General features: G+C 53.0%; 14 protein-coding genes and 2 pseudogenes. 10 read left to right on the top strand and 6 right to left on the bottom strand.

Features of this window, described 5'->3' with window-relative positions; translation table 11 throughout:
- Positions 1 to 30: 30 nt before the first annotated feature.
- Both ACXAH8_RS04205 and ACXAH8_RS04200 read right to left on the bottom strand, forming a co-directional pair.
- Positions 31 to 918, bottom strand: coding sequence for a helix-turn-helix domain-containing protein (locus ACXAH8_RS04205; protein ID WP_170722442.1), 888 nt, complete (start codon positions 916 to 918; stop codon positions 31 to 33).
- Positions 919 to 969: 51 nt separating this feature from the next.
- Positions 970 to 1866 carry a LysR family transcriptional regulator gene (locus tag ACXAH8_RS04200; protein WP_475216321.1) on the bottom strand — a complete coding sequence of 299 codons (897 nt, stop codon included), beginning with the start codon at positions 1864 to 1866 and terminating at the stop codon, positions 970 to 972.
- A 118-nt stretch (positions 1867 to 1984) separates the two neighbouring features.
- On the opposite strand from ACXAH8_RS04200, the gene ACXAH8_RS04195 reads away from it, so the two are divergent.
- The 4 genes from ACXAH8_RS04195 to ACXAH8_RS04180 all read left to right on the top strand — a co-directional run bounded on the left by ACXAH8_RS04195 (position 1985) and on the right by ACXAH8_RS04180 (position 4761).
- Positions 1985 to 2479 carry a nuclear transport factor 2 family protein gene (locus ACXAH8_RS04195; RefSeq protein ID WP_475216318.1) on the top strand — a complete coding sequence of 165 codons (495 nt, stop codon included), beginning with the start codon at positions 1985 to 1987 and terminating at the stop codon, positions 2477 to 2479.
- Positions 2480 to 2499: 20 nt separating this feature from the next.
- Positions 2500 to 2892, top strand: coding sequence for a nuclear transport factor 2 family protein (locus tag ACXAH8_RS04190; RefSeq protein WP_475216316.1), 393 nt, complete (start codon positions 2500 to 2502; stop codon positions 2890 to 2892).
- Positions 2889 to 3491 (top strand): NAD(P)H-dependent oxidoreductase, encoded by a 603-nt coding sequence (locus ACXAH8_RS04185; protein ID WP_475216314.1) that lies wholly within the window; start codon positions 2889 to 2891, stop codon positions 3489 to 3491. Before ACXAH8_RS04190 ends, ACXAH8_RS04185 begins: the two co-directional genes overlap by 4 nt.
- Positions 3492 to 3603: 112 nt before the next feature.
- Positions 3604 to 4761 (top strand): adenylate/guanylate cyclase domain-containing protein, encoded by a 1158-nt coding sequence (locus ACXAH8_RS04180; RefSeq protein ID WP_475216312.1) that lies wholly within the window; start codon positions 3604 to 3606, stop codon positions 4759 to 4761.
- 762 nt (positions 4762 to 5523) lie between these two features.
- Here the strand turns inward: ACXAH8_RS04180 and ACXAH8_RS04175 are convergent.
- Complete coding sequence (locus tag ACXAH8_RS04175; protein WP_475216310.1) at positions 5524 to 7437, bottom strand: DUF3604 domain-containing protein; 1914 nt, start codon at positions 7435 to 7437, stop codon at positions 5524 to 5526.
- 405 nt (positions 7438 to 7842) lie between these two features.
- Here ACXAH8_RS04175 and ACXAH8_RS04170 point away from each other — a divergent pair, with 405 nt between their 5' ends.
- Together ACXAH8_RS04170 and ACXAH8_RS04165 are read left to right on the top strand one after the other, a co-directional pair.
- Positions 7843 to 8715: an ABC transporter transmembrane domain-containing protein gene (locus ACXAH8_RS04170; RefSeq protein WP_475216308.1), complete on the top strand. Its 873-nt coding sequence runs from the start codon at positions 7843 to 7845 to the stop codon at positions 8713 to 8715.
- 49 nt (positions 8716 to 8764) lie between these two features.
- The gene (locus ACXAH8_RS04165; RefSeq protein ID WP_475216306.1) at positions 8765 to 10582 is read left to right on the top strand and encodes an SLC13 family permease; all 1818 of its coding nucleotides are present in this window, start codon (positions 8765 to 8767) and stop codon (positions 10580 to 10582) included.
- 14 nt (positions 10583 to 10596) lie between these two features.
- Here the strand turns inward: ACXAH8_RS04165 and ACXAH8_RS04160 are convergent, their stop codons facing one another.
- Together ACXAH8_RS04160 and ACXAH8_RS04155 are read right to left on the bottom strand one after the other, a co-directional pair.
- A complete protein-coding gene (locus tag ACXAH8_RS04160; RefSeq protein WP_475216304.1) occupies positions 10597 to 10875 on the bottom strand; it encodes a hypothetical protein in 279 nt (92 codons plus the stop codon).
- A gap of 280 nt (positions 10876 to 11155) precedes the next feature.
- Entirely contained in the window at positions 11156 to 12601 is a 1446-nt protein-coding gene (locus ACXAH8_RS04155; protein WP_475216302.1) for a phospholipase D-like domain-containing protein, read from the bottom strand.
- Between the two features lie 369 nt (positions 12602 to 12970).
- Here ACXAH8_RS04155 and ACXAH8_RS04150 point away from each other — a divergent pair, with 369 nt between their 5' ends.
- Together ACXAH8_RS04150 and ACXAH8_RS04145 are read left to right on the top strand one after the other, a co-directional pair.
- Positions 12971 to 13750 carry a methyltransferase domain-containing protein gene (locus ACXAH8_RS04150; protein ID WP_475216300.1) on the top strand — a complete coding sequence of 260 codons (780 nt, stop codon included), beginning with the start codon at positions 12971 to 12973 and terminating at the stop codon, positions 13748 to 13750.
- 77 nt (positions 13751 to 13827) lie between these two features.
- Positions 13828 to 14715 (top strand): annotated as a pseudogene (locus ACXAH8_RS04145) (sulfotransferase domain-containing protein).
- A 164-nt stretch (positions 14716 to 14879) separates the two neighbouring features.
- Here ACXAH8_RS04145 and ACXAH8_RS04140 read toward each other — a convergent pair.
- A complete protein-coding gene (locus tag ACXAH8_RS04140) occupies positions 14880 to 17531 on the bottom strand; it encodes an AsmA family protein (RefSeq protein ID WP_475216298.1) in 2652 nt (883 codons plus the stop codon).
- 716 nt (positions 17532 to 18247) lie between these two features.
- On the opposite strand from ACXAH8_RS04140, the gene ACXAH8_RS04135 reads away from it, so the two are divergent.
- The gene (locus ACXAH8_RS04135) at positions 18248 to 19246 is read left to right on the top strand and encodes an aldo/keto reductase (RefSeq protein ID WP_475216296.1); all 999 of its coding nucleotides are present in this window, start codon (positions 18248 to 18250) and stop codon (positions 19244 to 19246) included.
- 319 nt (positions 19247 to 19565) lie between these two features.
- Positions 19566 to 19667: pseudogene (locus ACXAH8_RS04130) on the top strand (IS6 family transposase); the annotation flags it as partial.

Raw genomic sequence — 19667 nt, 5'->3', positions numbered from 1 at the left:
CGGACTGCCGCGTTTTTGAAAGATCCTGCTTTAGACGGCATTTGCTGCGCGGAACGCGCGCGGGGTCTGCCCCACCACCTGTTTGAAACTGCGCGTGAAATGCGCCTGATCCGAAAATCCACAGGCCAAAGCGATATTACCCAGAGGGCGCGTGGGGTCTTCGATCATCTTCATCGCCTGCTCGACCCGGTAGGCCATGACATATTGCATGGGCGTCGAACCCAGCGTTTCCTTGAAAACCCGCGCAAAATGCGAGGGGCTCATGCCCGCCTCAGAGGCCAGTTGATCGACCGTGATCGTTTGGTCCAAACGGTCCTGCACATAGGCCAGCACCCGTTGATAATGCTGAGAGGAAAAGCGTGCGGACAGCTCGACCTCTTCGGCGCGGCGTTTGCCGTATTTTTGCAGCAGTTTGACCAGAAACACCCGGCTCATGGCTTCGAACATCACGGCTGAGGACATGTCGTCGGTTGCCAGCGCATCGCGCAGAATGACACCTGCGGCACATAGGTCAGGATCGGAAAACTGCGGCAGATCGCGAAACTGTTCAGGTGCCAGCAGCATACCCAGCTCAGACTGCGCAAAGTGCTGGACCTTGTCCGGATGCAAGGTGACTACGATCACATCGGACTGCCCGTACCACCGCCAGCCTGACCGCATACCTGCCGGGGTCACGATGACTTCATCTTTGCAAAAGGTGAAATCCCGCAGCGTGCCGTCCCGCCAGTTTTGCACGCGATGCCCCTTCTCCTGCAGGTTCAGAAGGACGTGGTGTTCCGAAAACACCTCCTCTGGCATCCGATCAGGTTCGGCCCGAAAATACCGCACTGACATTAATCCAGCCGCCGAAGGGCGCTGCATCTCATCACTGTTCAGCAACGGTTCTGACGGGTAGATATCAGCGTATCTTAGGGGCAAGGAGCGGCTCCGGCTTGCAATGCTCGATATGTGGGTTCTGCGCGCGCAGGGTCAAACGCTTTGTTGGCGCTTTATGTGGTCGATGAACAGCCTCAGGGGCATCATGGATTTATACTCGCGTGGGAAATACATGAAAATACCGGGGGTGGGGCCCAAGTGGTCCTCAAGAACTGGTGTCAATACTCCGGTATCAATCAGTGGGGCAACATAAGCCCTGAAGGTATAGGCCAACCCTAACCCTCTTTTCGCCAGATCGACGGTTGCAGGAAGGGCGTTCGCGATCAGGTTACCTTGCACATCTACGGCATATTCCTCCTCGCTCGATTGAAAGCTCCATGGGGCAATCTGGCCCGAGGATTGGAACCTGTAGCGGATACAGGTATGCCCTAGCAGGTCAGGCGGTGTTTCCGGTATGCCACGTGCCGTGAGGTAATCCGGGCTGGCGACGACGGTCACTGGAAGCGGTGGCGTCAACCGCACAGCCACCATGTCCTGTGCCACACGATCCCCCAGACGGAATCCAGCATGCAGCTCTTCGCCGAGTATGTCTGACAGGGCATCCGTCAGCGACAGTTCCAGTTCGATCTCTGGATACGCAGCGCAAAAACTTTTGAGGATCGGACCCACGTAAAGGTGGTAGGCAAATTCCGGCATCGCCAGTTTCAACGTGCCCCGCGCGGCGTGACCGGTGCTACGCGCGCTTTCCACGGCCTCGGAGAGTTGATCAAAGGCAGGCCCCGCGCCGCGGATCAGGGCGCGCCCGGACTCGGTCAGGCTGATCGAGCGCGTTGTCCGAATGAAAAGCGCGGTGCCCAACTGGTCTTCCAACGATTTCAATTGATGGCTAACGGTCGATGGCTTGATACCCAGCGCCTCGGCCGCAGCACGCAGCGATCCGTGGCGCGCGATGGCGGTAAAGATTTCAAGCGTGGCGAGTGGCAGGCGCATAGAGTCCCCAAATACACTTATTATTCGATATTATACATGAAAGTAATGCCGAAAGGGTGAATTATCACGACCTACCGGGATTATTATCTTCGTGTCATCGTATTCAGGAGGACACAAGATGAACACTCTGACCAAAGTTGCTGCCCTCACCGCTGCTCTGATCACAGGAGAGACCGCCATGGCCGCATCCCCAGAAGACAATATCAAAGTCGTACAGGACTTCTTCGCCGCCTATGGTGCCAGTGATCTGGACGGTATCGCAGCCGTGATGGACGAGAACGTCAAATGGCACATTCCGGGCCGCCACCCCTTGTCGGGAACCAAGACCGATCGGGACGAAGTTCTGGCCTTTTTCGAACAACTGGGCACCGCTGGTTTTCAGGCAGAACCCATCTATTTCGGGGCCGACGAGACCCATGTGGTTGATATCCACCGTGGCTGGTCAAACGCCGATGGCAAACCAAATGTCGATACGACCTGGGCGCTCGTCTATCGGATCGAGAATGGCAAGATAGTCGAGGCAACCAACCTGTCCGCCGATCAGGACGCGGCAAACACGTTTTTCTGGTCACAATACTCGCTGGCTCCGGTCCCTGAGCGACTGGCCAAGTAAACCATCAACAGGTGATTCAAGTGACCAATTACCCCGAAATCCGCGGTTTCATCGCCGACTGGTTTGCTCGGTTCGACAGGCTGGATCCGATCGACGCGTTCCTGCCTGACCTCCACCCAGATGTGGACTGGGACATGCCTGATGTCGATACCACACTCAGCGGTCATGATCGCGTGCGGGCTTGGTATCGTGACGTGCTTGAAACCTTGCAACGTCCAACGGAACATCACGTCAGCAGGATCACAATCAAGCCCGGTGCCGCCCAGTTCGAAGTTCTGTTTAGTGCCACGACCGTTGCGGGGGGCCACATTGAAGCCCGCGTTAAGGAAAACTGGCGCTTTGAAACCCGACCCGATGGCCGCCCGCTAATCACCCATTATTCCGCAACATTCCTGCAAGAGGCAGATACATGAAAACCCTCGTCCTCACCGCCCATCCGGACCTGAGCAAATCGCGCATCAACCGCGCCTGGTTTGACGCACTTTCAGAAGCCGCCGACGTGACAACCCGCGATCTGACCGCCATTGGCGGCAGTGAGATGCGCTTTGACATCAAAGCCGAACAGACCCTCTTGCTGGCCCATGACCGGATCGTGTTCCAGTTTCCATTCTACTGGTATTCCACACCTCCGGTCATGAAAGCCTGGATGGATCAGGTGCTGAACTATGGTTTCGCCTACGGGCCGGGCGGTGACCAACTGAAAGGGCGTGAGTTCCTCATCCTTGTCTCGACCGGAGGTCCCGAGCACAGCTATCACGCGGGCGGATACAACAACTTTACAATGGCCGAATTTCTGAAACCGTTCCAACAGACGGCGAACCTGGCCGGCATGACGTATCTAAGGCCTTTCGTGGCCCATGGCATGGCGGTGGCCACTCAGGAGCAGATTGAAGAGAACGTGCCCCATATGTTGGCTTATTTGAGCAACCCCGAACTGGACCCCAAGGTGAGACAGGCCCGTTTGCTAAAGCAATTGGAAGACGACCCCTCACTGGCAGCGGCGGTAAGCTGAGGTCAACCTATCTTGCGCCGGACAGAAAAGCATAGGTTTTTCAGCCGGTGCGGGTTCTCTAACGTCCAATGACAGGTAAACTATCAGCGCGGAACAAGGGTGCGAGACCACGATGGCCGAGACTGATCACTTGAACCACTGGTTGATTTCCGATGGTCGCCTGCTGGGCGACGAGAGGCTTATCGTCAAAGGGTATTGCGAAGGATTGACCGCGCTTGGCGTGCCCTTGGCCCGCGCAAGGATCGCACAGAATTACTCTAACCCTTTGCTCAGCGCGTGGGGGATCATCTGGACACCCGAAGAAACACGCCGCTACACCGTACCGACCACAGTTTTGTCGACCAGTGCGTGGCACGGCAGCCCGTTCGAATATGTCGTCACCCTGCGACGCCCACTACGCAAACACCTGACCGATCCAGACGTTCTGGAGGAACATCCGGTCTATGCCGAGCTGGCCGAAGCAGGCGCCACCGATTTTCTGGCGATCCCGCTGGAGCATGGCAACGGCTCGGTTCAGGGCACCAGCTTTACTTCAAACGCAGATACTGGGTTTTCAGACGCGCATATCCGCTACATCGAAGACACGCGATACGCACTTGCCGCGGCTTTGGAACCCATTGCCATGCGCCAGTCGCAAAAGAGCCTTCTTCAAACCTACCTGGGGCACGGCCCCGCCGAAGAAATTGAAGAGGGGCACATAAAGCGCGGAGAATACAGAACCGTTTCTGCTGCAATCCTGTTTGCGGATCTGCGGGGATATACCCAAAAGGCCTCAACCTGGTCCGAGGGCGATTTGCTTGCCATGATGGGTGAGTATTTCGAGATGGTCGTTGCGCCCATCCAAGAACAGGGCGGTGACGTTCTCAAATTCATGGGGGACGGCATACTGGCCGTCTTCAACATTGATGACGATGCGGAAGCATCGTGCAGATCTGCGGTGCAAGCGGCAGAACACGCCCTGACCAACCTGCATCACTACAACGAGACAGCCGCCGAAAAGGGGCACGAGCAAATAGAATTCGTAGTCGGCATTGATTTCGGTCGCGTCACCTTTGGCAACATCGGCAGCCCTGATCGCTTGGATTTTACGGTCGTCGGTCAGGCTGTGAACGTGGCCAGTCGCGTTCAGGAACTGTGCAAGAAACTGGACGAAAAGATACTGGTGACTCAGAGCGTCGCAGAGCACTTGAATGGTAGCAAACAGTCAGCTGGCTATCATTCTATCCGCGGCTTGCAGAAGAAAATCGAGGCTTTTGCGATCCGAACATAGCTATTCCAAGTCGACTTTTCGCCGAATAAAGTTGTTTGTGTCGAACCTATCGCAAGGATTAACCGTTTACACAGCGCAGATAGGGCACATGCCTTTTGGCTTGGACAACACGGGAATAGTTGTTGGTGTGCAAATTTAGCATAAGCGTGCGCGAATCAGTGTTTTCGCGCATAGGTTTTGTAAAAATATCTTTTGAAAACAATATTTTATACAGCAGTAAGTCTGATGAAACATCATAACTGTGCAACGCATGAAGCATAAGCGTGCAAGCCCAAATTTTGGAAGCATAAGCATGCAAATGTGGAACAAAGATCAAGACCACTTGAAGTGCCAGCCCACGCCGTAAATTTCGAAACAACTCTAGACCATCCCAGATTTGACGGGCCTCTGCGAGCGTCGCAGTTCGAAGGATTTTTTGAGAGCTACCTACTGCGCCGAAATCGGATGTTGAGATGTTTCCGGTCAACTTCCGCTTTGCGGGCAAAGAAACAGTACTTTGCCACACAGCATCCCGATAGTACTACGTCAGCGATGCGCAGAAAGAAGACTTTGCAAAGTTCAGCGTGCGGTCAACAGCAACTATAGCTACCGGTTCAAATACGCCGACGCACCTTCATCAGACCAGTCGTTCGTTCTATCCACCAAAGCGAGAGGCGGGCGCACTCGCGATATGGGGGCATCTCATCCAATAGGGTTGAATCCTAGTTACACCCCTGGCGGTCTAAGCGAACCATGAGCGGTTTGCCATCTAAACTAAGTCAACTATTCGGCGCTATACCATATCGGTGACGTGTAAGCACGGTCTTGGACTTCCGCTGGGACAGCTTCAGGCAACGGGATATCATAGAAAGCTGCGTCAATAGTCGTCCAACGTGGCTTTGGAATTTCAATCACTCTCACGTAGTAAAACGCGTTGTTGTCCGGATCAAAATCTGGGTCTTGCCAATACGCGGCGAGTTCCACGGAGCCGATCGAGTTGCTGTATGTCGCGTTTTCAATGTCTACCGTCGAGCCCACTGGTTCGCGGGCGCGACCATCCTCTTCAATTTCTCGTCCATCGGACACGGCCACGTCAAAAATTCGCTCATGAGTTTCGCCACTTTCATCAATCCAGCCTTTGATGATTTGGACACGGTCGAGGTTCGCGCCGTCCGGATCGCGCAGCGCACGGATCAGGAAGCCGGGAGATACCCCATCAGGCGCGTTCTTCAAGTCACCGCCCATTGGCACGCCGTTCTGATATCCATTGGACACAAAATCCGACGCGTACAGATCGTCGGCATCGAAACCCCAGCCGCCAAAGACGCGGACCCGCATTCTCGGCCCGGTTGTAGCGTAGGCTTCCTTGCGCTTGATAGCACCGTGGACTTCTTCGCGTGTGTTTTCACGGGCCCATACAGCCGTGAGACCCGCAGCCGACTCTTGGGCCGTAATGATACGCAATGCCGGGTCTTCGGCAGGGATTACATCGAAGTTGTGACGGTTCGCCGAAGGCTCTGTGTGCTGGTACTTACCAAAGTAGTTGTCCTCCCGCGTGGTCGGCAGCGCGGTGTGCGTGTCCGTCGTACCGTAGAAGCCGAACTTGAACGGGTTAACGCCTGTCTCTCGCTGAACCGCAAGTCCAACCTTCAAAGCGGAGCGCCCATATTCATAGCGAAGCATTTCAGGTTTCTTTGCGACTGTTCCAGAGATATTTGCAACGTCCCAGGTTTCGAAATCCGCAAACTCATCATCAGGTGACAGGAATGGGTGGGTTTCCTCATCACCCTTGATCTGGGTCACCTCATGCATCGGCTCCCAACGAATACGTTTGGCGGCGTATTCTGCGTCCATGGGCGTTCCGTCAAACTTGGTGGGTGCGAACATTATTCCGTTGGATACATTCCCGTTATGCGGAACGGAAATGGCGCTTCCGCCCGTCGCTTCCTCATAAGCAGCCAGATAGTCCCAAAGCGGCTCGGGGTCTTCGCTTTCAAAATAGGTATATGGGCGTGTGCGGCTGGTCTTGTCGGCCCCATCTCCGAAGATCACGACGCGGTGCAGGTTGTCTCCGCGCGGTGTGGATGTCCATTCGTAACCCGCAAGCGATGTAAAGACGCCGGGTTCGTAGTATTCGTCGACCGTTTCTACGATTTGTTGCCAGAGGTCACCGTCCAAATCCAATCCAGCGGTCGGGTCTCGCCCTTCGATTGAAGCGATTTCGATGATATCAGCAAACGCTTCCATCCGACCTTCTTGCCCAGAATTGAACCTTTCGTAGGTCAAGCGACCCCAATCGTCAGCCAAAAGCCGAGGGTCAGCTGCACGAACGGCGGTCGCAAGTCCCAACATTTCCGCGTGTTCAGTAATCGCGAGGAAATCGAGTGGCCTGATGAGCTGTACAGGTTGTCCGGTATTTGAAGTTATCCGCTCCCCTCGCGCCACGCGGAAGGCGTCGTGGATATTCAAGGACGTCCCGACAAGCCCTGCGTCGAACGAGATTTCTGTGTGGAAATGTAAATCACCGAAGAGAACCTGATCGGGATAAGATCGATCAACAAAAGGAGAATATGTTTGCGTAGGAACCGCAGTATCCGGAGGCACTTCGCCTTCGAAGCCAGCGGCTTGTGTTCCCAATGAAAGCGCTAAGGCTGTTGTAGCATACAACAATATCGTGGGTTCAAAATGAGTTCTCATGACTGCTCCCCCAAACACTAAAACTAGCGACGCAGTGTATGGAAAAATATGCAAAAAATCAAATATACGGGTGGGAGAGGCGCGCGCTCCGGGATCCGCACATGGGGTTTAGAGTGGTGAACGTGCACAGCAGTTGGCAAGGCTGCGCGAGGTCAGAACTGGGGATCAGTGACCGTCCCTATATTCACAAAATCAAGTCAAAGCGGTTGATCTTTCAAGAATTCGCGGGCTCGAAATTCATCGCGCCCGCTGATTGGTAACGCATCTTTTTATGCGAATGGAATTGAGTGTTACAGTGCGTTTACAACACCTGCATCGTTCAGCACGGGTGCCGCAAGGAAGTTAGGGGAACGTGAAGTGATTGAATTTTATAGATCCATTTGGAGAACAACGGGACAGCGTCAGGTGGTCAACATCCTTCTGTCGCTGACTATTGCCGCTCTAGCGGCGTTTCCTCTGAACTATCAAAAGGAAATCGTGAACGGTCTGACCGAAAAGAACATTAGCCCCGCAGGATTGCTGTGGCTCGGCGTTGCAATGGGTGGAGTGATCATCCTGAGCCTCGCGCTGAAATGGGTGCTGGGTTACCTATCGAGCGTTCTGGGCGAAGACATGATCCGCAAACTGCGCAAGCGCATTTGCAATCTGTCGCGCGAAATCCCCGCAGGGGCCGAGAAAGTTGCCTATGGTGCCAAGGCCACAATGGTGTCGGCCGAAGCCGAACAAGTTGGAAAGTTCTCTGGTAGCGCTCTGTCTGAACCAATCGTACAGGCCGGAACCCTAGTTGTGATTGTCGGGTATATTGCGGCCAATCAACCCTCTCTGGGGTTGATTGCAATTGGTATGATTATCCCTCAGGTTTTTATTGTTCTTCTCGTCCAGAAGCGCGTGAACTCCCTTGTGTCAGACAGGGTTCACACATTGCGCAAAGCCACCAACTGGCTTGTTGACCCTGATCGCTCGGCCGTAGAAATCGTACCTAAATTTGACGAGATCTACGATACGCGTTCCCGGATTTTCGTTTGGAAGCTTTCTTCGAAATTTGTACTCAGCGCCATTAACGGAGCCGGGACCGTGGGGGTTCTTGTTGTGGGCGGCTGGCAAGTTCTGGAGGGGAATACAGACGTAGGCACGGTTGTCGCAGCGACTGTTGGCTTGGCTCGTCTTCAAGGGCCGACGCGTCAACTAATTGCCTTTTATCGACAGGTCAGCGCAACAGCTGTGAAATTTGAACTGCTGCGAGAAGCGGGCGTAGATATGGCTGACGCGACCAGTTGAGTACTGCAAGGTCGGATTGCCGATCTGTTGTTTCAAAGGGGGTATGGCAATGACCAATGAGGCCGGTTTTGTCTTTGTATTGATTGCCGTCGCTGGCGTGCTGATGGCAAGCAATCGGGTTCGCTACGACTTTGTCGCCTTGATAGTGGTCATCGCACTTGCCTTGAGCGGCACGCTGACAATCGGGGAAAGCCTCTCGGGCTTCGGAAACAGCGTGGTTATCCTTGTGGCGTGCCTTCTGGTGCTGGGGGAAATGCTGGACAGAACCGGTGTGGCACGCGCGGTTGGTGACGCAATCATGCGCTACGGTGGCAGCCGGGAGACTAATCTTCTGATCCTGATAATGGTTAGCACCGCCCTTTTGGGAAGCGTCATGAGTTCGACTGCAGTTGTCGCTATTTTTATTCCAATCATTCTGCGAATTTCCCAACAGACCGGAAACGACAAGGCACGGCTTCTGATGCCGATGTCTTATGCCGCTTTGATCAGCGGCATGCTGACGCTAATCGCTACACCGCCAAACTTGGTCGTCAGCGATGAACTGGTTGCTCAGGGCTATCAGCCTTTGGGTCTGTTTTCCTTTTTCCTGATCGGCGCACTCGTTCTTTTGGTTTCCGTTGTTTTCATCCTTTTTTGGGGCCGGCATCGTCTTCGGTCAGCCTCGGAAGCCCAGGAAGAGGACTTGACGACGACCGGGACAACCCTTGCCGGGATGTGGCAGTCTTTTGATCTCCATAAGCTGTCTGAGACTCTTGTCGTCGCCAAGAAAGTTCCTGCGGAAGACGTCGCCGCGATGATCGGAGCCGAGGCCAATATAGTGATCCGGCTGCGGTTAGGTGCAAAAGGTAGGCTCATCCCTGCGATGTTCCGCACTGGGATGGAGTTGCTACGCGGGGATCGCATCTTAGTGCGCGGCCCGGAGGAGACACTAAAAACCCTCGTGCAGCGATCTGATTTCTCTGAGCGCATAGAACCTGCAAATATGATCGAAGCATGGATTGATGAGATCGGGTTTTCCGATGTTTTGGTTCATCCAGAGTCCCCTTTGATTGGCAAACCTGTGAGCAATGGACTCGGCATAGAGGCGAACGACGTCGAGACCGTCGCGTTGGTCAGAGATGGCGAACCTGTCGAGGATGTATCAGGGACAACCTTGCAATCCGGGGATCGACTACTGATCGCCGGGCCTTGGGACGCGTTGGATCGGGCCGTCAAACGGCACGACTCGCTCGTTCTGCTGTCATTTCCGCAGGAACGGCAATCCATACCACCTGCGGCCTCCGGGTTCTGGGCCGCGATATTTATTATGTCCGCAATGATCGCAGCCACTTTGTTTGAGCTTATTTCGATTACCGCCGCAGTCCTGATAGCCGCCGTTGCAGCAGTTGTGTTGCGTACGCTATCTGCCGAGGACGCCTATCGCGCCGTCAAGCTTCCAAGCCTCGTTCTTATTGCAGGGATGCTACCCTTGGCGGACGCTCTGCAAGTTACTGGTGGATCCGACATAATTGTCGATCAGTTGCTGTACCTTGTCGGCGATGCCAGCCCGCGAGCGGTAATGTCTGCCATCTTCGTGTTGACCGCTTTGCTGGGTTTGGTTCTTTCCAATACAGCGTCCGCAGTACTCGTGGCGCCCATTGCGATTTCTGCGGCTGAGGCACTTGGAATTTCACCCTATCCGGTGGCGCTGTGCGTGTTGATTGCTGCGTCGGCTTCCTTTTCTACACCCATTTCAACGCCCGTGGTCACCTTGGTTGTTGCACCTGGAGGCTACAGTTTTTCCGATTTTCTAATACTTGGTGTACCGCTGACCATACTGACCGGAATAGCCGCCGTGACAATCGCGCCGATACTGTTTCCGTATTAAAGTGATCGACAAAGCTATTTGTCGTCGTCTTCATTGCGATTGCGACCTGGTGCCCGCCACCAAGACATGGCTCCCCAAACCACAAGAAAGAGGTTAACTATTGCGCCGAAAATAAACTCCACACCAAGAATGTAACGGCACAAAAGTTGGTAAAAAATGCCATTTGCCGCTGATGATCTGCCATTCGGCGCAAAGCTGGGTAGACGGCTCTTTTGAAGGTCAATTTGTTTGTAGGCACTGAAAATGATAGTGTTGGTGATCACATTGGAGGCCAGAGATGCAATGTCTGCCAACAACACTGATCCCGACAACAAAGGTTCGCGCCATCGTGCTCCTCTCTTAGGAATGTCTGGAGTGGTCGTTTTCGCCGCTTTGGTATTCGTTGCGTTGTTTTTCTACTTGTTTACGCGCTCTGACGGACCCACGCGTGTCGCACCTGCGGCACCAGAAACAACGCAGAGCGACTGAGATCGCAACTCGGCAATTCGCGAATTCTTGTTTGGTTAAACGTAGATCTTCTTTTGAACCAAACTCCACCAGAAATGCATCTGGGGGCAAACTAAGCTTTGCCTGCTACAGATAGGGAGAGAGTAACCGGGCCAACCCGTTGCGCAATTTGGCCCAAAACGGGAGATCATTGATCTCTTCGAGGCTTATTTCCCGAGCGCCAAGTGCTTTTGAGTCCAGGATAGCATGGAGTTCTTCCGACAGCTCTCGGTGATAGCATTCAACATTGAACTCAAAATTCAATCGCAGGCTTCTGGGATCCCAATTTGTGCTCCCAACAAGAGCCCAGACATCGTCCACGAGCATGAGTTTCGTGTGATCGAACGGTGGCTTGGTAAAGAAAACACGGCAACCATGTTCCATAATTTGCCCGATCTGACCCATGGCCGCCCACTCGACAATCTTCACGTTGTTGTCGGAAGGGAGGTAGATTTCAACCTTGATGCCACGGAGGGCCGCCACTGAAAGGGCTTCTATAAGACGAGAATCCGGCAAGAAGTAAGGGCTAACTATGCGTACGCGTTCTCGCGCGGCCGACAGCGCCGCGAAAATGAGTTTACTGAGCGTCTCGAAATCCTCGTCTGGCCCGTGCGAAATCCCGCGCGACCAGACTGTGCCATGGCGGGTAAGCTCGGGAAACCATGCCGAGCCGCTCAACTGCTCACCGGTGGTAAAGGCCCAATCTGTAACAAATACTTGTTTAAAGTGGCTTACCACTGGCCCCTCAAACTTGAAGTGCAAGCATTGTGTTGGTCCCTCAGGATTGAGGTTCAGGCAATGAGCTTCGCGAATATTGGTTCCGCCTGTGAATCCTATGCAGCCATCTACAACAAGGATTTTTCTGTGGTTTCTCAAATTTGAGAAGCGGCGTGAGGAGAAGCCACTTGTGGGAAGAAAGCTCGCTGCTTCAACCCCGACCTCTTTCAAACGCGTAACCATGTTCTCCTTGCTGTAGCGTGCGCCAACACAGTCAATAAGAACGCGCACCTCTACGCCGCGATCCTTGGCGCGAACAAGAGCATTCAGGAACTTCTCTCCTGCTCGGTCGCTGTCAAAAATATAGCTCAGCAAGCCAACGGAAAACTTGGCGGCATCAATAGCCGCAATCATTTCCGGATAGGCCTCGTCACCGTCCCGCAGACAATGAACCGTGTTTCCTGGTAGAAGCGGCTTTGCGCTAAGCCCTTCCCCTGCGCGGGCTAACCCGGCAATGTTAGGAAGTTGAGCATTAGCCTCTTCGAACAAAACCCTCTCGCTTTCCGAGAGCGAGAAACTGGGAATTTGACGGATAATATCTGATAGGCCCATCCGCGTTCCGGCCCGGTGGATGCGATTAACGCCCAAGACGATATAGGCCAACGAACCCACAAACGGCGCAAGCCAAGCAAGCGCTGACCAGCCGATTGCGGCACGAGTATCTCGCTTCTTCAAAACGGCGTGCACAGTGACGCCAAGAGCCAATGTGATCTGGGCAAGCGTGGCCAGAAATGCCCACAGGTAGACGAGACTCAAGACACGACTCCCCAAATTCAGCTATATCACTTTAAGCTTCACTTTAACTATTTTGATCAGCAACAGCGCAGAAAGTTTGGGTAAATACGCATCGAACCCGCAACTTATGTCCCAGAATTCGCGCTTGACGTAGCTCACACGCCCTATTCGAGCGAATACAAACACCAACTTGGCTCCTATTAAGGATCTGGATGAAAGGTGCTGGGAACGTCCACTATCCGCTCAGCAAACGCAGCGGGCATGTCTGCTTTGGGCTGCCTCCCGTCATCTAAACGGGAGGCAGCGAAGGTCGATTACGAGCCCAAAGCAGATTTTCATGCACCGATGTGATAATACCTTTGCATTGGTTAAAGCAACTGAGAACATTTCATGCTTGAATTCGACGCAGAAACCACGCGGCTTCTCGATAGCGTGTACCAAGGCGCTGATGTGACTCGACGGCGTCATGGGTCCTTTGATGCCCTAAGGCCTGGTCCAGGTGAAACGATCCTTGACGTTGGCTGCGGCAACGGGCTTTTGACCCTTGAGCTTGCCCGGGCGGTGGGAACTAGCGGTCGCATCATTGGAGTGGACTCAAGTGAAGACATGCGTCAGTCGGCTCAACAACGGTGCCAAGGCCAAAGCTGTGTTGAGCTTGCCGCCGGTTCAGCAGACAGTCTACCGGTTTCGTCCAGTACGATAGACAAGGCGGTTTCGGTACAGGTCTTTGAGTACTTGGACGATATCCCTTCGGCGTTGTCTGAAATTCATCGCGTGCTCAAACCCGGCGGTATACTCGTCATCGGCGATATTCACTTTGACAGTCTGATTTGGCACAGCGACGCACCGGACAGAATGGAGCGAATGGTCAGAGCATGGGACCATCATTTCGCCGAACGCCGCGTTCCGGCCCTTTTGCCGCCATTGATGAGGGAGGCTGGCTTCACGGTGGAAAGTGTTACGCCAATTACAATTTGTGATACGCAACTTAAGCCCGATGGGCTGGCTAATATGATGATTGTCTTGATGCGCGGATTTGCCGAAGCCAAGAACCTAGTTCCAGCCGAGGAAGCCACGAATTGGGCGGATGAGCAACGTTTGCTGGCGGACAGTGGGCGTTTTTTCTTTTCGCTAACCCACTTTGTTGTGACGGCACGAAAAGCCTTTTGAAGAAAGCGCAAGAAAGGTTGCTCAGCGACATAAAGGTCCGCAATGCAGAAACAATCCGCACGCAGGAGATTTCAGATATGGAAAATCGAAAGCTCTACCTTGGCCCGCTGACCGACAATAGACGCTGGGATATGGTTCGCATCCGCCCTGACGATGTGTTCGTAGTGACACCTCCAAAATGCGGAACCACCTGGATGCAAACCATCGTATCTCTTTTGTTTTCTGGTGATCCCGAAGTTGAAACGGAGTTGTCCGTCAAAATGCCTTGGGTAGAAATCCGAATCCGAGAGATGCCTGAAGTCGCTGAGCGGCTCGAAGCTATGAAGCATGGGCGCAGCATGAAAAGCCACACGCCCATGGATGGGCTACCTCTAGATGATCAAGCGCAGTAAATCTGTGTGTTTCGTCATCCTTTGGATGCGCATTTCTCCTTTCGCAAACACGTGAAAAACATCCCAATGACCCGGTTTGACTCGTGGTATCCCGGCAACGATGAAGAGGGTATCACGTTCCGCCGCTTTCTGGACGATGGAGCGGAGGGATTTGATGGAGATGCCATGCCACTCGCACACATCATTCGGCATTGCAAAGCCGTTGCGGCAGTTTCCGACCGGCCGAATGTATCGCTTTTCCACTATCCCGATATGACCCGGGATTTGAGAGGTACGTTCTCCAGACTGGCTGACATCTTGGGCACTACCCATTCTGAAGCAGTCATGGATCAGCTTGTTCAGGCTGCGATCTTCGACAATCTGAAGGACAGAGCAGAGCGCTATACTCCTTCAGGTGGTAAGGGGTTCTTCAAGTCGAACGCTGAGTTTTTCCACAGCGGCACGAGTGGCAAATGGCTCGGAAAACTAGCGGACGAAGAACTCGCAAACTACGACGCTATGATGAACAAATATCTCGATCATAAAGACCGAGAGTGGTTGGAGTATGGCTCTCGGGGAAAAGCCGCTGCCTAGACACCCTTGTCCGCCTTTTATAAAAACGTACGCTTTGTCCGCAGAACAGAAATTCGCCCAAACTCAACGAGAGACCGCTTCGAGCCCAAAGCAGAAATTGCATTTCGGAAGCAAAGTCTGCCTTTCTGAACTCTAAATTTGACTTTGACTGATCACCTCCGCCATTACTGCAATTGTAAAATATCCGGTACGCAAATTTTTCTTTTTACCGGCATTTTGTCCGCACCATCCGATCGTTTCAGTCTTTTTGGCCCGTCTTTGACCTTAACCTTCGGCTTAGCCAGCGGGCCTTTTAAAGTCACTGGCCAGGGGCTTTTCGAAAGAGGTTCACCGATTTTGCGGGGTTGTAGATTTAAGTCCAAGGCCTTGCCAGCCAAATCAACAGCGCCGAAGACGACAACCTGGACGTGATCTGTTTCCAATGTGGTTTGTTTCGTCGAAAGGCTTCCATTGGAAAAAATAATCGGCGCTCGCAAACATACAATTGGAGCTACCTTTTGTTTTTCCTTGGTAAACACCCAAGGTAGCACCCCTAGCCCTGCCAGATCCAAAAGCTGGGTCTCGATCGAGCCATCACGCATTGAAACTGTGGCATTGCCGTTCATGCTGTTTGCAAAATGCTTCGGTGAATCGGTTCCTCCGGTCACCGAAAAATCTGCATAGATCGTACCGCTCGCACCTTTTTTGAAGTTCAGGTTGTGAAGAATATCATCCAGCTGCCAACCGCCCGCTTTGCCGGTCAACGTGAGTAGATGCGTGTCGTTCGAAAGATCCATCTGCCCGCTGACGTCGAAATGAGCACCTCCATATTCAAACTTCAAAGGTCCGGCCTTTAGCTCATTTTCGTTGAGCGTCAGTTCGCTCTGCAAACTGCTGATGCCCTTGGCTCCTTCGATGTGACGAAGGTCAACGTGGACATCCATATCCATACCAGACAAGAGAATTGAGCGCCCGATAGGTTTAAGCGTTACATCTCTTAACGCGCCTTGGTCGCCCTCCTCTTCTTTCTTAGTTTCTTTCTCTTCCAGCTCTGGGCCGCCTAGTTTCCGCAACTGTGCGGCAGCCTGAACGATAGTTCGGATCTGATCTATCTTTATCAGGTCACTCTCAATGGAACCCTGCAGTACCGGGTCACTTGTTGCATCATCAAGATCGACCATAACCTGCAAGATAGAGTCGGCGACCTCAACATTGGCACTAGCGTTCCAATCGGTGCCTTCGCTAACGAGGTTGATTTCAAGGCGAGCCTGCCCGGTTTCTACACGTTCAAGCGATAGTGCCTCCAAGAGGTCAGCTCCGGATGGGACTGAGACATCAATTGCTAAATCCAGGTCTTCGAATTTGAGTACATTCTCAACAGTGCCATGCACCTCAAGGTTCCAGACGTCTGTATCGCTTGTCTTTCCATCCAAATTCGACAGCGAAAGCTGATTAATGTCGCCGTTCAAATGGAAGTCACCGGAGAACCTGCCAAGCTGGTCGTCTGGGCCCAACAATTCTGGCGAGATCAAACTGCTTGCCGGTATGTCCATTAGGCCTTCTGCTGATATGCCTTGCAACTGAAGAGCGTCATCGACCGAACCGTTCAAAATGATAAACGGATTGGCAGGGTTCCCAATTCTAAGGTTGATGTTTCCGACTTTTAAGGCGCCTTCTGGTGTTCTGGAAAGCTCGGAGAACTTAATCGGGGGCGGGCCTTCGCCGGACGTGTCCAACGTGAAACCGTTGGTCTTAATGACCATTTGTCGCTGCGGCACCCGACCGGGTACGCTGTCGATAACCATGTCGACTGCGATAAGTTTAAGATCATATCGCGAGGCGGCTGGGGCTGGTTCCGCATCTTCTGGGTACAACCTAATTCGGGTTGTCAGCGATACGTCTTCCGGTTTCCCCAATTCTCCGATCTGCCCCGTCAGCGAAAGGCTTTGCCCGCCATCTAATTCCGCCAATACAGATAGGTCATCAATCCGTGCTACGCCGTCGACTGATGTAAACGTTGCGCTAATACTCCCTGTGCCTTCCAAAACGCGGCTCAGCTTCAGGATATCGAGAAGCTGGCCAAGTTCGGCAATCTCTACGGTCGTTGCCACTTGCAGACCGTTCTCTTGAGGAACTTCCTCGGCGACAATCGAAGTCTGTTCGAAGTTCACCGCCAACCGAAACGGGTCTTCCGTGGGGAATGTCGCGTTCAGATCAAACCTCTCTCCGTTCAGCGAACCGGCCCCGACTGCCGTCGCAACATCAGTTTCCGTATCACGCTTTAAGATCAGCTCAGGAAGCTGCAGGTCCAACTCAAGTCCGTTTAAATTGTTTTTATAAAGAATGGCGATATCAGTCAGATCAATTTTGCGGTCCGTTAGAATTCCCGCCAACAGCGGTGTCGGGGATTTTGTAGGTTTCCCGACTTCAGTTTCCGTTTGGGAAATAGACTGCCAGTTTCCGATGCCATCTTTGTCCGTGATCAGGTTCAGGTGAACACCCGAGAGCGAAAGACCACTCAGTGACATTTTACTGTTCCAGAGGTCGCGTGCGGAAACTTCAAACTCAATCTCATCGATTGCCGCAAGGTTCACACCAGCATTCCGAGAACCGGGTAGTTCCAGCCCTGCCGCTGACACCTGCAATTGCCGACCAATACCCAGACGCACTTCATCTTCAATTCTAACCTCCTGGCCAAGTTTCTTAGAGATCAGATTTTCGACGAAAGTAGTTCTGACCGAGGAAAACAACGCAGAAGACAGGAAAAGCCAAGCTGCAAACACTGCGACAAACGCGACAGCGCAACAAATCAATATACCTTTTGCAACGTATCGCACGTGTTTCTCCTGAATTTTCGATTCATCCAGTGGGCAGCCTAAACCATTTAATCATTTAGTTAATGGAATATATGGTCGGCTAGTGATCTAAAATCTGAATGATCTTGAATACATTGCTGATATTCTCGCCTATTTTGTCGAACCGCTAAGAAGCGGGTAAATGACAAGTGTCCGGCCAATGCTACACGCCCGGTTTCTAAACGGTAGGGTTGAAGTGGGTTAAACTTGTCAAAACGGGCGCGTTGCATTCGTGCTGACTACATCGGTCCGACTAACCCTCCAACCGACAGAAAGCAGGGTTCTTTCGAAACCCTTAGTTCATTCAGTAACTGCTATAATTGAATCCATCAAGCAATGACGACACGACGAGTTCACGAACCAGAAAAACAAGACGGACAGGCTGCGCTTTGAAGGCCGGTAACGAAGGACTATTTTGATCATGATGCCAATTCTTGCCTTAGAGTGTTTTGGAGTAACTTAGATGAACTGTGAGGTCAGTGTTAAAGTTCCCCTTTGCGGCTTCGTCCGCATAGCGGTCGATTGCGGCAACCTTCTATAATGTCCACTTTGCGGACTAGGTAGCTGGACGCCTACGTAGCATGTTGAAGAACTTCGGTGTTAGGCTATTAACTAGAAAGTAGAATACCAGCGCGTTGCTATTTTGATCGCCGGTTGGTTCACGTTCAGCTGCCGTTGTGGCTTGTCGAAGGAAGAAAATGAAAACACGTAAACTAGGCGTGAACGGGCCTGAAATCGGCGCCATTGGTTATGGCGCAATGTCGTTCTCAGACATGTATGGACCTACAAATGAGAAAGCTAGCCACGCGATCCTCGATGCGTGTCGTGACCTCGGCGTCACACATCTGGATACGGCCAACGTCTACGGCATGGGTAAATCAGAAAATGCTATCGGGTCCTATCTGAAGGCCAATCCAAGCGCCCGTGAAGAGTTTATCATTGCGACCAAAGCGACGATTACACGCGACGCTGACGGTAATCGCGTATTCGATAACTCGGCGGAGCATCTGGAGGCCGAGTTGGACAAGTCTCTGCAACGCCTTGGGCTGGACTGCGTTGACCTGTTCTATGCGCACCGCCTCGATCCTCGCCTTACGCCAGAAGAGACTGCAGCCAATCTTGGCCGACTGGTCGAGAAGGGAAAAACAAAAGCAATCGGACTTTCCGAAGTCGCGCCTACGACGCTGCGCCGCGCGATGCAAACCTTTCCAGTCGCCGCCGTCCAATCCGAATATTCGTTGTCGACCCGTTTCCCCGATCTTGGGCTGGTACAGACCTGCGCCGAACTGGGTGTCGCTATGGTTGCGTTTTCGCCTGTCGGGCGGTCGCTACTGACGGATAACCCGATCCCGCGTGAGCGCATCACAAGCCTGCCATTCTTAGCTGGCAACCCGCGCTTTATGGAACCCAACCTGTCTGAAAATCTCCGCATCACAGATGGGTTCCGAAAACTTGCGGCAGAAATGGACACGTCAGCTGCAAGTTTGGCGAATGCTTGGCTTCTGACCCGTGGGCCTCACGTCATACCGATCCCTGGAACGCGGTCTGTAGATCACTTCCAAGAGTGCATCGCAGGTGCAGAGTTGGACCTCACGAACGCCGACCTCGAACGAATAGAAGAAGTCCTGCCCGTTGGCTGGGCGCACGGGGACCGATATTCGGTAGAGCAGTGGATTGGACCAGAGAGATACTGCTAAATGGGTAGTCTGATTAGTCTTAGGCATCGACAATACGAGGATCCGTACTCAAAAACGCCGTGAGCCGACATTCGAGTCGATAAATTCGAAACCCTGGGTAAAAGTCTACTTCGTCCGCACAGCGGTCACTGATGCACGGCGCAGCGAACTACTGCTCTGAGCCCACTTTGACCGATGTTGTGCATTGCACAAGCGGAGGCAATGCGCGGAAAGCGGACTTCTCGCACTCAGGCGAATGCCCCCGTGTGGATAAGGTCGCTCGGGTCTTGTCAGAAGAACTTTGCTTGAGCGGGGCGGGGCGGTTGCATAGCATTTAGGAATGACCAAACCTGCCTCTTTCAAGTACTTTAAAACCAGTCCCGAAATCATTCGTCTTGCGGTGATGCTGTACATCCGTTTCCCGCTCTCGCTTCGGAATGTC

Source organism: Ruegeria sp. ABV3_008, from assembly GCF_056161185.1.
The sequence above is the reverse complement of the archived record's forward strand: the minus strand, read 5'-3'. Positions and strand labels throughout refer to the sequence as shown.